Source organism: Streptomyces parvus, assembly GCF_014648875.1.
GTDB lineage: Bacteria > Actinomycetota > Actinomycetes > Streptomycetales > Streptomycetaceae > Streptomyces > Streptomyces parvus.
The window spans coordinates 584176-597230 of record NZ_BMRY01000001.1 but is presented as its reverse complement, the minus strand read 5'-3'; the positions used below and the strand labels follow the sequence as shown (position 1 = coordinate 597230).

General features: G+C 72.7%; 8 protein-coding genes. 2 read left to right on the top strand and 6 right to left on the bottom strand.

Features of this window, described 5'->3' with window-relative positions:
• Nucleotides 1-194 precede the first annotated feature (194 nt).
• Nucleotides 195-2423 (top strand): transglycosylase domain-containing protein, encoded by a 2229-nt coding sequence (locus IE140_RS02555; protein ID WP_150194714.1) that lies wholly within the window; start codon nucleotides 195-197, stop codon nucleotides 2421-2423.
• Nucleotides 2424-2515: 92 nt separating this feature from the next.
• Here the strand turns inward: IE140_RS02555 and IE140_RS02550 are convergent, their stop codons facing one another.
• From IE140_RS02550 to IE140_RS02540, 3 genes are all read right to left on the bottom strand, one after another.
• Nucleotides 2516-4423 (bottom strand): ATP-binding SpoIIE family protein phosphatase, encoded by a 1908-nt coding sequence (locus tag IE140_RS02550; protein WP_093444936.1) that lies wholly within the window; start codon nucleotides 4421-4423, stop codon nucleotides 2516-2518.
• A gap of 384 nt (nucleotides 4424-4807) precedes the next feature.
• Nucleotides 4808-5494, bottom strand: coding sequence for a cytidylyl-2-hydroxypropylphosphonate hydrolase (fomD, locus tag IE140_RS02545; RefSeq protein WP_088573151.1), 687 nt, complete (start codon nucleotides 5492-5494; stop codon nucleotides 4808-4810).
• Between the two features lie 56 nt (nucleotides 5495-5550).
• The gene (locus tag IE140_RS02540) at nucleotides 5551-6966 is read right to left on the bottom strand and encodes a class II fumarate hydratase (protein ID WP_150194716.1); all 1416 of its coding nucleotides are present in this window, start codon (nucleotides 6964-6966) and stop codon (nucleotides 5551-5553) included.
• 105 nt (nucleotides 6967-7071) lie between these two features.
• Here IE140_RS02540 and IE140_RS02535 point away from each other — a divergent pair, with 105 nt between their 5' ends.
• Complete coding sequence (locus IE140_RS02535; protein WP_150194718.1) at nucleotides 7072-8625, top strand: ricin-type beta-trefoil lectin domain protein; 1554 nt, start codon at nucleotides 7072-7074, stop codon at nucleotides 8623-8625.
• Between the two features lie 74 nt (nucleotides 8626-8699).
• Here IE140_RS02535 and IE140_RS02530 read toward each other — a convergent pair whose 3' ends face one another.
• The 3 genes from IE140_RS02530 to IE140_RS02520 form a co-directional block, all read right to left on the bottom strand.
• On the bottom strand, nucleotides 8700-11282 hold the full coding sequence (locus IE140_RS02530) for an amino acid adenylation domain-containing protein (RefSeq protein ID WP_150194720.1): 2583 nt from the start codon (nucleotides 11280-11282) through the stop codon (nucleotides 8700-8702).
• 109 nt (nucleotides 11283-11391) lie between these two features.
• A complete protein-coding gene (locus IE140_RS02525) occupies nucleotides 11392-12291 on the bottom strand; it encodes an SDR family oxidoreductase (protein ID WP_373296142.1) in 900 nt (299 codons plus the stop codon).
• A complete protein-coding gene (locus IE140_RS02520; protein ID WP_150194722.1) occupies nucleotides 12288-13028 on the bottom strand; it encodes a thioesterase II family protein in 741 nt (246 codons plus the stop codon). The genes IE140_RS02525 and IE140_RS02520 overlap by 4 nt, the downstream gene beginning before the upstream one ends.
• Between the last annotated feature and the right edge of the window lie 27 nt (nucleotides 13029-13055).

The window sequence follows — 13055 nt, the reverse complement described above, 5'->3', positions numbered from 1 at the left end:
TACACATTAACGGTTCTCGCAACCATGTCCACCCCTGGGGAGTCGGTTCCTGTAGAGGCGGGTGCTGATTCTCACGTCCGTAAAAGGCCGGATCGCTTGTCTTTTGTCCCTGTCTTCGGTGTTAGCTGGCAGGTCTGAGCGAACAGAGGAAACCGAGCGAACCGGCCGAGCAGAGAAGCGGGAGCAACACACCAATGGGTCGAGCGGATGCGCGACGAGCCCAGGCGCAGGAGTCGCGCCGGGCCGCGAAGAGCGGCGGCATACGCAGACTCTTCACGTGGAAGAAGTTGCTGGGCACGTTCTTCGGGATCGTCCTGCTGGGCATGGGCGCCTTCGGCGCGCTCTACCTGTACGTCGACGTCCCCGCCGCCAACGCCATGGCGGAGCGGCAGAGCAACGTCTACAAGTACAGCGACGGCACGGTTCTCGCCCGGACCGGCAAGGGCGTCAACCGCCAGATCGTCGACCTGGACGAGGTGCCGAAGAAGGTCCAGCACGCCTTCGTCGCCGCCGAGAACAAGACCTTCTACAAGGACCAGGGCGTCGACCTGAAGGGCACCACGCGCGGTGTGCTCAACACGCTCAGCGGCAAGGGCAAGCAGGGTGGCTCGACCATCACCCAGCAGTACGTGAAGAACTACTACCTGACGCAGGACCCCACCGTGAGCCGCAAGCTCAAGGAGCTGGTGATCTCGCTCAAGATCGACCAGCAGATGTCCAAGGACCAGATCCTCGCCGGGTACATCAACACCGCCTACTACGGTCGCGGCGCCAGCGGCATCCAGGCCGCCGCCCAGGCCTACTACGGCGTCGACGCCAAGGACCTGAACGTCTCCCAGGGCGCGTACCTCGCCTCCGTCCTCCAGGCCCCCAGTCAGTACGACTGGAACTCCGCCACCGACACCGGCAAGAAGCTGGTCAAGGAGCGCTGGGCCTACACCCTGCGCAACATGGTCGAGATGGACTGGCTGACCGAGTCCGAGAAGGCGAAGCTGACGTTCGCCAAGCCGCAGAAGCCGAAGCCGGCCGCGGGCATGGAGGGCCAGACCGGCTATCTAGTCGAGGCGGCCAACAAGGAGCTGGAGAAGCAGGGCGTCACCGAGCAGGACCGTGACGCAGGCGGCTGGACCTTCACCCTCACCGTCGACAAGAAGCGCCAGCAGGCGCTGGAGAAGGCGGTCGACGACCAGCTGGAGTCCAAGCTCGACCGCGAGGGCAACAAGGTCGACGCCACCGTCCAGGCCGGCGCCACCTCCGTCGACCCGAAGACCGGCAAGGTCGTCGCCCTGTACGGCGGCGAGGACTACATCAAGCACTACATCAGCAACGCCACCCGCCAGGACTACCAGCCCGCCTCCACCTTCAAGCCGCTCGTGCTCGCCTCCGCCCTGGAGAACGAGTCGGAGACCCAGGACGGCAGCCTGATCGGGCTCAACACCGTCTACGACGGCACCAGCAAGCGGCCCGTCGTCGGCAGCGACACCCCGTTCGCCCCGCAGAACCAGGACGACCGCAGCTACGGCCCGATCTCCGTCCAGAAGGCCATGAACAGCTCGGTCAACTCCGTGTTCGCCCAGATGATCGTGGACGTGACGCCGGCCAAGGCCAAGGAGACCGCCCTCGCCCTCGGCGTGCCGGACAAGAACTTCCCCGAGCGCCCCGCCGTCACCCTCGGCACCATGAACGCCTCGACCTGGGACATGGCCGGCGTGTACGCCACGCTCGACAACCACGGCCAGAAGGTCACCCCGCACATCCTCCAGTCCGCCGAGCACCGCGACCGCACGGTGAACCCCGAGAAGCCCAAGCGGGAGCAGGCCATCAGCCGCGCCTCCGCCGACACCGTGACCAAGGCGCTCACCGGAGTCGTCGACGCCGGTTCCGGGGGCGCGGCCAACAGCCCCGCCTACGACGCGGCGGCCAAGACCGGCACCTCCGAGAACAACAAGTCCGCCTGGTTCGCCGGGTACACCCCGGAACTGACCACGGTCGTGGCCCTCTTCGGCGAGGGCGACGGCGGCCGCAAGCAGGTCTCCCTGACCGGTACGGCCAACTCCGGCCGCGCCAGCGGCAGCGGCTTCCCGGCCCGCATCTGGGCCGACTACACCCTCGGCGCCCTCGACGGCGGGTCCGGCAAGACGTTCGACCTCCAGGACGTCGAGCGCGGCGAGGTGCCCGCCCCGCCGACCCCGTCGGACACGCCCTCCGAGGAGCCCACGGAGTCCGAGGAGCCGACCCCGTCGGACACGCCCTCGCAGACGCCGAGCGAGACGCCGAGCGAGACCCCGACCACGCCCGCGCCGCCGACCATCAGCCCGCCGGCCACCACGCCCCCCACCAGCCCGGAGCTGCCGCCCCAGCCCGGCGAGGACGACGGGCAGCCGGGCGAGCGGCCCGGCGGCAACGGTCTGCTCGGGCAGTGACGGCCTGACAGCACCACGGACACGGCTCTACGGACATGAGGGAGGGGCGGACCGATCGGTCCGCCCCTCCCTCATGTCCGTAGAGCCGCCCGCTACTGAGCCCGGGCCGCCATCTCGAACCACACGACCTTGCCGGTCGACAGGCGGGTCGCTCCCCACCGCCGGGCCAGCCGGTTGACCAGGAACAGCCCGCGCCCGCCCTCGTCCGTCTCGCGCGCCCGGCGCTGCCTCGGCAGCTGCGGGGAGTCGTCGCCGACCTCGCAGCGCAGGATGTCGGTCCGCAGCAGCCGCAGGGTCACCGGCCGCTCCGCATAGCGCACCGCGTTGGTGACGACCTCGCTGACCAGCAGCTCCACCTCGTCGGCCAGCTCGTCCAGACCCCAGCGGCTCAGCGCCCGCCGGGCCAGCCGGCGGGCCCGGCGCGGGGCCGCGTCCTCCGGCTCCAGATACCAGTACGCCACATCGCTCGGCGCGATCCCGTCGAAACGGGCGGCCAGCAGCGCGATGTCGTCGTCCCGGTCGCCCGGCCCGAGCATGTCCAGCACGTCGTCGCAGAGCGCTTCCAGCGGCGGCGAGTGGTCGTCCCCGGTGAGCTGCGCGGTCGCCGCCAGGCGCTCCCGCAGCTGCTCGATGCCCGTCCACACGTCCCGCAGCCGCGACTCCACCAGACCGTCGGTGTAGAGGAGCAGCGTCGCCCCGGCGGGCGCGTCCAGCTCGACGGCCTCGAAGTCGACGCCGCCCACCCCGATCGGGGCGCCCGGCGGCACCCGCAGCACCTCGGCCCGCCCGCCCAGATGCAGCAGCACGGGCGGCGGGTGCCCGGCGTTGGCGATGGTGATCCGGTGCGCGACCGGGTCGTACACCGCGTACAGGCACGTCGCCATCCGGTCGCTGCCGAGCCGCTGCGCCTGCTCGTCCAGGTGGTGCAGCACCTCCTGCGGCGGCAGATCGAGCTGCGCCAGGGTCTGCGCCGTCGTCCGGAGCTGGCCCATGATCGCCGCCGAGGTCATGGAATGGCCCATCACATCGCCGACGACCAGCGCGACCCGGCTGCCGGGCAGCGGGATCGCGTCGTACCAGTCACCGCCGACCCGGGCCGTCTCGGCCGCCGGGAGGTAGCGCGAGGCGAGCCGGACGCCGGTGGGCTGGGGGAGCGAGTCGGGCAGCATCGTGCGCTGCAGCTCGTCGGCGATGTAGGCCTCGCGCCCGTACAGCACGGCCTTGTCGATGCCGAGCGCGGTGTGCGTCGCCAACTGCGCGGCGACCAGCAGATCACTGGCCTCGAACGGGGTGCGCTCGGTGCCGCGCACGAAGACCGCCGCCCCGATGACCCGCCGCCGGCCGCGCAGCGGGGCCAGGATCGCCCGGTGCCCGGTGGGGACGGACCGGCCGGGGCCGAGCAGCTCCGGCAGCGCGGCCCGCGCCGCCGCGGAGTCGCCGAAGACCGGCCGCACCCCGCGCAGCACCTCGGCCAGCGCACCGCCCGCCCGCACCTCGCACAGCTCGGCGGCGGGCATCAGATCGGCCTGCGGGTCGAGGATCAGCGGCCGCAGCCGCTCCGTCTCGGAACCGGCCGCCTCGGCGCCCTCCTCGTCGCTGACGCGCAGCCGGTCGCTGCGCCGCAGCCGCAGGACGAACGGGCTCACCGGGCGCTCGTCGCCCACCGGCAGCGGGTCGCGGAGGTAGACCAGGATCGCGTCGGAGAACGTCGGCACACTGGCCCGGCACAGCCCGAGGACGATCTCGTCCAGATCTATGCCCCGGGCGATCCGCCGGGTCGCCGCGCCGACGAACCGCAGCCGGTCGCCCTCACGGCGGGTGGCCGCCTGCGCGTCGGCGACGGCGGCCGCTCCGGGACCCGGGTTCGGCGCGGAGGCCGGAGCCGGTACCGCTGCAGCGGCGGCCGCGGCCGCGGCGTCCTGCTGCCGGGGCCGGGCGCGCTCCTGCGGCCGGGCGGCCAGCGGCTGCCGGCCTTCGTGGGAGGTGGGGTGCTCCGTCACGCGTGGGATTCCGTCCGTCCGGGCCGGTTGGATGAGGCAGTCACCTCGTGGGGCGTCACTGTGCCCCGGCAAGCGCGGGAAGAACAACGGCTGTCACCGGATGCCCCCGATGAAGGGGCCGAAACCGAGCGCCGCGGAGATGGCCGACAGGCGCCCCCTCCGGCAGCGGACGCGGCGAGCGGGCAGCGGACGGCGTGCATGTCTCCACCCCCTCGTAGTGGCTCCCGCGACCGCGCGGAACGTCCGGGTCCGTGGCCCGTCGCTCCGCACGACCGGTGTGGTGACTTGTGGTCAGTTCCGGTGTGGTGCCCGCTGGTTGCGGCGATCGGCCCTCCGTGCGACCGGACCTGCCGACCAGGCCGCCCGAAGGGTTCTCCCAGGGTCTCACGACGGCATACGGGCAGGGGTGCGGTCCCAGTCATCCGGCAGCGGCGGAACCTGCCACCCCGGATCGGGCCGCCAGTGCTCCCAGCCGTCCCGGAACGGCGACCCCCAGCCGGTGATCACCTCGACCGCCGCCAGGCCCGCCTCCCGGACCCGCCGGGCCGTCCCGCGGTCCATCAGGCCGACGTGCTGAGCCTGCGCGAACTCGTCCTCGTCGAGCCATTTCCAGCTCCGGTCGGGGTTCACGGAGATGTCGAGAAAGTGATCCTCGGAATCCACCCCTCCGGACCACCGGGTGCGGGGCTCCTCCAGGTTCACGTACCAGTTGCGGAACATCCAGCCGCGGTCCCAGAACAGCCACACCGACCACGGGTCGCCCGGCCGGGCCAGCTTCAGCACCCCGGAGCCGAACCACGTCGAGCGGGCCGTGGTGCGCGGCGCGGTGTAGCGGGTGGCGAGCGGCTCGGCGTGCACCTGGGTGCCGTTCGCCAGGACCGGCCGCACGCACTCGGTGCCCGGCGCCATCCAGACGGCGAGCAGCTCGTCGGTGTCCTGCACGACGGTCACCGGTCGGCAGATGTGCACGGGCGCGGCACCGGCCGTCCGGTGGGCCCGGCCGTTGTCGCGGTAGCGCCAGAGGATCTGGTCCCCCGGCGCCCAGCGTGCGCACTCTCCCGTACCTGTCATGGATAGATCTTACGGAGCGCTCCCACCGGCCCGCTGCGACTCAGGTCACCCGACGATCACGGACGGGTCATCCGCAGGACGTCCAGCGCCTCGTCGAGCTGTTCCAGCGTCAGGTCGCCGCGCTCGACATAACCCGAGGCCAGGACCGTCTCGCGGATCGTCGTTCCGTCCTTCAGGGACTTCTTCGCGACCTTCGCCGCCTCCTCGTAGCCGATGTACTTGTTCAGCGGGGTCACCACCGAAGGGGACGATTCGGCATAGGCGCGGGCCCGCTCGACGTCGGCGGTGATGCCGTCGACCGTACGGTCCGCGAGCAGCCTGGAGGCGTTGGCCAGCAGCCGCACGGACTCCAGGAGGTTCTTCGCGATCACCGGGAGCATCACGTTCAGCTCGAAGTTGCCCGCCGCGCCGGCCGTGGCGACCGTCGCGTCGTTGCCGGTGACCTGGGCGGCGACCATCAGGACCGCCTCCGGGATGACCGGATTGACCTTGCCCGGCATGATCGACGAGCCCGGCTGGAGGTCGGGCAGCGCGATCTCCGCGAGCCCTGTGCGAGGACCCGAGGCCATCCACCGCAGATCGTTGGAGATCTTCGTCAGCGACACCGCGATGGTCCGCAGCTGGCCCGAGGTCTCCACCAGCCCGTCCCGCGCGCCCTGGGCCTCGAAGTGGTCGCGGGCCTCGGTCAGCGGCAGCCCCGTGGCCTCGGCGACCTCCGTGATCACGGCGGCGGAGAAGCCGGGCGGGGTGTTGATGCCGGTGCCCACCGCCGTACCGCCCAGGGGCAGTTCGGCGAGCCGGGGCAGGGAGGCGCGCAGCCGCTCCACGCCGTAGCGGATCTGCGCCGCGTAGCCGCCGAACTCCTGGCCGAGGGTGACCGGGGTGGCGTCCATCAGGTGCGTACGGCCGGACTTCACGACCTCCGCGAATTCGGCTGATTTCCGCCCCAGGGAATCGGCCAGGTGATCGAGCGCCGGGATCAGATCGGCCGTCACGGCGGCGGTGGCCGCGATGTGGATGGAGGACGGGAAGACGTCGTTGGACGACTGCGAGGCGTTCACATGGTCGTTGGGGTGGACCTCGCGGCCGAGGCGCTCGGTGGCCAGGGTGGCGATCACCTCGTTGGTGTTCATGTTCGACGAGGTGCCCGACCCCGTCTGGAACACGTCGACCGGGAAGTGCTCGTCCCAGCGGCCCGAGGCGACCTCCGCGGCGGCCTCCTGGATCGCGGCGGCGACGTCCGGATCCAGCACCTTGAGCTCGGCGTTGACCTTGGCGGCCGCGCCCTTGATCCGGGCCAGCGCCTCGATGTGCGCCCGCTCCAGACGCTGCCCGGAGACGGGGAAGTTCTCCACCGCCCGCTGGGTCTGCGCGCGCCACTTGGCGTGCGCGGGGACCCGCACCTCGCCCATCGAGTCGTGCTCGATCCGGTACCCGGTATTACCCGACGTGTCACCAGATGCGTCAGTCATGTGTTCAAACCTCCTGAAAAAGATGAGCACTTGTCTTGTTCTCTGTATTCCCAAGTGGCCTACCAGCCAGTAAATACCGGGGGTAACCACTTACCGGGAGGCGCAATGAGGCGCACCAGCACCAGACTTCGAGGGCTCCGAAGCCTTCGCCGGCTCCGCTGTACCGTCGCCGCCGCCGTCGCTCTCGCGGCTGCCGTCGGCGGTATGGCCGCCGCCGGACCCGCGGGCGCGACGGAGTCGGCTACCAGCTCTATCGCATCCACCCCTCTTCCGCCCGCGCTGGAAGCCGTCCGGGCCGCCGAAGCCACCCAGCTGTACGGCAGCCCCGCCGAGCGGCCGCTCGCCGAACGGAAGACCGGGCTGATCTCGCTCGGCGACAGCGAGATCTCCGGCGAGGGCGTCGGCACCTACGACCCCGGAACGAACGGGCCGGACAACTGGTGCCACCGCTCCCCGGAGGCCGCCATCCACCGCACGGGCATCGCGGCGGACGTCACGTACAACGTCTCGTGCTCCGGCGCCTATACCGGGAACATCAGAATCGGCGGAAACAAGCAGTACGCCGACGAGCTCGTGCAGAGCGACAGCCTCGCGATCAAGGCCCGCAACACCCGGATCAAGATGATCGTCCTGGTCGCCGGGGCCAACGACGACCTCCAGTTCGGCCCGGTCATGACCGACTGCGTGGTCCGCTACATCACCCTCCAGGGACCCTGCGAGCCGAAGTACGCGGGCGGCTGGCAGGCCCGCGTCGACGCGCTGGTCCCCAAGGTCGAGTCGACGGTCCGCGATCTGCGGACGGTCATGACCGACGCCGGGTACGCGAACAGCGACTACAAGCTCGTCCTCATGGGCTACCCGAGCCCGATCGGCCCGGACTTCCGCGACAACCCGAACTTTCCCGGCAAGCTGATCTGCGGCGGACTCGGCTACGACTCCGACACCGTCTGGGGCCGCAACACCGCCGTACCCGCCTTCCAGGCCGGGATGCGCAGGGCCGCCGCGAGCACCGGGGCCTCCTACCTCGACAACTCCCGCCTCTTCCACGGCCACGAGGTGTGCAGCGAGGCCCCCTGGGCGCGCGGCCTCTACATCGACCTGAGCAAGCCCGGCCTGCCCGACGAGAACTCGGTCCGGCAGTCGTTCCACCCCAACGCGGCCGGCCACCGGGCCTTCGCCTCCTGCCTGACCCAGCTGTACGACTCCGGACTGCGCGAGGCGAGCTGCGCCGACCCGGCGAGCACGGGAAACCCGGTCCTGACGGGCAAGGCCTGGGACGACCTGTTCACCCCGCTGAAGAACGAGGCCACCGGGACCTGCGTGGACGTGCCCGGCTCGGTCACCCGTAACGGCACGGCCATCGGCGGCTGGGACTGCCACGGCGGGCGCAACCAGAACTGGTGGTACGACGCCGGTACGCAGACCCTGCGCACCGCGCTCAGCCACGACCGGTGCCTGGACGTGTCCGGCGCCACGTACAACCCGGGCGCCACGCTCATCGTGTGGAACTGCGCGGGCGCGGCCAACCAGAAGTTCGTCCAGCAGTCGGGCACCATCCGCCCGGCCGCCGCGACGGGCCTGTGTCTGACGCTGGCGGGAGCGAAGGACCCGCTCAAGCTCCAGACGTGCGACGGCAGCGCGAAGCAGCGCTTCGCGTAGCCACGGGCCGGTGAGCCGGGGGGTGACCGTGTGGGGCGGTCACCCCCTGTCCCTTTTCCTGCCTTCCGGTCTTCTCATGCCTCCAGGGCCAGGGCCTCGGACAGCGCCCCCAGCGTCGGCGTCAGATACAGCTGGCGCAGCGGGATGCCCGGCAGACCGCGCTCCCGGGCGAGCGTGCCGATCCGGATCGCGTACAGGGAATTGCCGCCCAGATCCCAGAAGTCGTCGTCCGGGCCGATCGCCTCGACGCCGAGCACGTCGCACCAGACGGCGGCGAGGGCGGCGGCGGGAGACGCCGCGTGCGGGGAGGCCGGCGCGGTGACCGGATCGCGCCGCGTCCCGGGCGCGGGCAGCCGGGCCGGGTCCAGCTTGCCGTTCGCGGTGAGGGGGAGGGCGGACAGCACGGTCACCGTCGAGGGCACCATGTGCGCCGGCAGCAGCCGGGCCGCCCGCTCCCGTACGGGGCCGGGGTCCTCGTCCGACCCGGGGGCCGGAACCACGTACGCGTCGATCCGCACGGCCGCCGCGTCGTCGCCGTTGCTGCCGGACACGGTGACCGCCGCCGCCGACACCGCGGGGTCCTCCAGCAGTACGTGCCGGATCTCGCCCGGCTCGATCCGGAAGCCCCGCACCTTCACCTGGTCGTCGATCCGGCCCAGGTGTTCCAGCGATCCGTCGGGCAGCAGCCGCCCCAGGTCCCCGCTGCGGTAGAGCCGCCGCCCCGCCGGGTCCAGGGGGTCCGGGACGAAGCGTTCGGCGGTCAGGGCGGTCCGGTTCAGATAGCCGAGCGCCACACCCGCCCCGCCCACCACGATCTCCCCGGGGGCACCCGGCGGCACCGGGGACCCGTGGGCGTCCAGGACCCGGACCGACCAGCCGGGCAGCGGCCGCCCCACCGACCGGGAACCGGCGAGCGCCTCCCGCCGGGTCACCGTGGCCGCCGTGACATGGACGGTGGTCTCGGTGATCCCGTACATGTTCACCAGTCGGCAGCGGCCCTCCGGGTGCCGGTCGAACCAGTCCAGCAGCGGCCGGGCGTCCAGCGGTTCGCCGCCCAGCACCACCAGCCGGGCGCCCACCGCTTCCTCTGCGACCCGGTCGGCCGCCGCGAGCTGGGTGAACGCCGAGGGGGTCTGGCTCAGCACGCTCACCCGCTCCCGGACCAGCAGGGCGTGGAAGTCCTCCGGCGACCGGGTGGTCCAGTGGTCCACGACCACCAGCCGCCCGCCCGTCAGCAGCGCGCCCCAGATCTCCCACACCGAGAAGTCGAAGGCCGCCGAGTGGAAACACGTCCAGGTGTCGTCGGGGGAGAGGCCGAAGTCCTCGCGCACGGCGTCGACGAGAGCCGTCACGTTGGCGTGCGGGACGAGGACGCCCTTGGGGCGGCCGGTCGAGCCCGAGGTGTGGATGACGTACGCGGCTGAGCCCGGCTCTCCGCGGGATGCGGCGGGGCGGGCCTGGTGGCCGATGAGAGCCGCCGGGTCCTCGACCGTCAGCCGGACCCCGGCATCCCGCGCGGTGCGCTCCCGCCGGTCCGCCGGATGCTCCGGATCCAGCGGTACGTGGACCGCGTCCGCCTTCAGCACGGCGAGCATCGCCGCCACCAGGTCCGTCGAGCGGGGCAGGCAGAGTCCGACGAGATCACCGGGGCGGACCCCGTGGGCGTACAGGCCGTCGGCCAACACCTCCGCACGGCGGTCCAGTTCGGCGTACGACAGCGTGGTGCTCCCGGCGGTGAGCGCGGGAGCGTCGGGGCGGGCGGCGACCTGTGCGGCGAAGGCGTCGTCGATACGGAGAGGGGAGGCCGGAGCGTCGAGGGGTGCTCCGAAGGCACGTTGCTCCGCGGACTCCGCCTCGCTCAGCGGATTCAGCAGGGAGAGCGGGGTGTCGGGCGGACTGGTCATCAACTGCTGCCGGACGCGCTGGACCTGGTGCGCCGGTACGGGAAGGGAGCCGGGGGCGGTCGGCAGGGTGGCGGGCCCGATTCCGTCGCCCGCCACCAGCTCCGACAGGGGTGGCTCCTCGCCCTCGGCCGGGGCGACCGGCTCGGTGGCCAGCAGCTCCGCGACCGTACGGCCGGGCGACAGGTCCGCCGCGAACACCGCGTACCCGTCGAGCGCCCCCAGCGCGTACGGCGTCCGGTCCCGGGCCGTTACGGGGACGGCCACGCGCACCGCGGCCGCCCCCTCGTACCGTCCGACCGTGAGCGCGAGCGCCGAGGCGAGGCGGCGGGTCTCCTCGTCGAGGCGCAGGTCGAGCGGGAGCGGTCCGGCGAGCGGCGTCACCGCATCCGGGGCCAGGTCGCCCCGCAGCACCCGGGCGACGAGCCGCAACGACCGGGCGTCCAGGGCGGATCCGGCGGCCGTCAGGACGAGGTCGGGGCCCGCGGCCACCTCTTCCCGCCGCTCGTCCGCGTACCGCAGCAGCACCGCGCGCAGCCGGTGGCCGGGCGCGACCGGGCGGCGGGCCTCGGCCGCGCGCCGCCCGGCCGCGGTGTCGGACACGGCCAGCGCGGGCACGGACTCCGTCCACAGGCGGGGACGGCGGTGGTCCCCGGGCCACCACAGCCCGGCCGCCGCCGCGAGTGCGGCGTCGAGTGCGGCGTCGGTGGTGGCCGACGGCAGGCGGACCATCAGGCTGTGCTGGGCAGGCGGCACGGGCGCAACTCCTCGGGGGTGCAGGGGAGACCGGGCGTCAGCGGGTCCTTGGGGGTGAACAGGGCATCGGGCGTCAGCGGGGCCTCGGGGGTGACGGGGAGATCGGGCGTCAGCGGGCGGTGAAGCCGCCGTCCACGGTGATCACGCTGCCGGTCACCTGCCGGGACGCGTCCGTGGCCAGCCAGAGCACCGCCTCCGCCACATCGCCCGGCTCCACCAACGCGTTCATCGGCTGGTCCCGGACGAAGGTCTCCTCGTGCTCCGCCACCGGCACCTCCAGCGAACGGGCGATCTCCGCCAGCATCCGGCCCTCCATCGCCTCGTCGTCCCGCACCGAGCCCGGACAGACCGCGTTGACCCGCACCTTGCGGGGCGCGTAGTCCAGAGCCACCGCCTTCGTCAGGCCCACCAGACCGTGCTTGGCCGCGACGTACCCGGCGAAGTGCCGGTAGCCCACCAGCCCCGCCGTCGAGGCCACGTTGACGATCGAACCGGATCCCCGGGCGACCATCCGGGCCCCCACCGCACGGATCGCCCGCCACGCGCCGCCCAGGTCCACATCGATCATCAACTGCCATTCGGCCTCGGTGATCTCGTGCGCCGGTCGGCCCGAAGGAGCGGCGATACCCGCGTTGTTGACCAGTACGTCGATCCGCCCGAACCGTTCCTCGGCCGCCTCCGCCGCCGCCTCCAGCGCCGCCAGGTCCCGCACGTCCGCCTGCCGGGTCAGCACGGCGGCCCCCGCCTCGCGGCAGAGGTCCGCGGTGTGGGCGAGCTGCGAGGCGGAGCCGAGCGGATACGGCACCCCGGGCAGCTCGCCCGCCACGTCCAGCAGCATCAGGTCCGCCCCCTCGCGGGCGAACGCCAGGGCGCAGGCCCGGCCGAGACCGCGCGCCGCCCCCGTGATCAGGGCCGCCCGCCCGGCCAGCCGTCCCGCGCCACCGCCGGTCAGCGGTTCCGTACCGGGGCGGCCGGTCGCCGGTCCCGTACCCGCGCCACCGCCGGTCACCGGTCCCTCGCCGCGCGTACCTCGGCGGCCACCAGCTCCAGCAGCTCCTCCGGCCGCTCGGCCAGATACATGTGCCCGCCCGCCGGCTCGGCCACCGTCAGCTTCCGCGTCGTCGCCCGGCCCCACTCGGCCGCCTCCGCCGCCCCCACGAGGGTGTCCTCCCGGCCCCGGACCGACAGGACCGGAACGCTCAACGGGCGGTCCGTGGACGGCACATACGTCTCGTGGAGCCGGACGTCCGCCCGCAGCGCCGGGAGCAGCAGCTCCCGCATCTCCGGGTCCGCCAGCGCCGGGTGGTCGTACCCGGCGAACGCCCGGACCCGGGCGGCGAACTCCTCGTCCGGCAGCCCGTCCGCCCGGTCCGTGCGCGCCGTCCAGGGGCCGGGCGCGCCGCTGACGACGAGCGCGGTCAGGCGGACCGGCCAGCCCGCCCGCTCGATCCGGTGCGCCAGCTCGTACGCCAGCACCGCGCCCATGCTGTGCCCGAACAGCACGACCGGGCCGCCGGTCCCGTCCCCGTCCGCTCCGCCGAGCGCCGCCGTCACCTGCGCGTACGCGTCGTCGACGGCCGGGGCCGCCGCGTCGTACGCGGGCTCCGGGAACCGCTTCTCGCGACCCGGCAGGGAGACCGGGAGGATCCGCAGTCCCTCCGGCGCCCGTTTCTGCCAGGGCGTGAAGAAGGAGGGGCCGGCCCCGGCGAAGGGCAGGCAGATGAGGACGGTGTCTTCGTCGGCCACGATCGTTCCTGTTCTTTCTCTACGCAG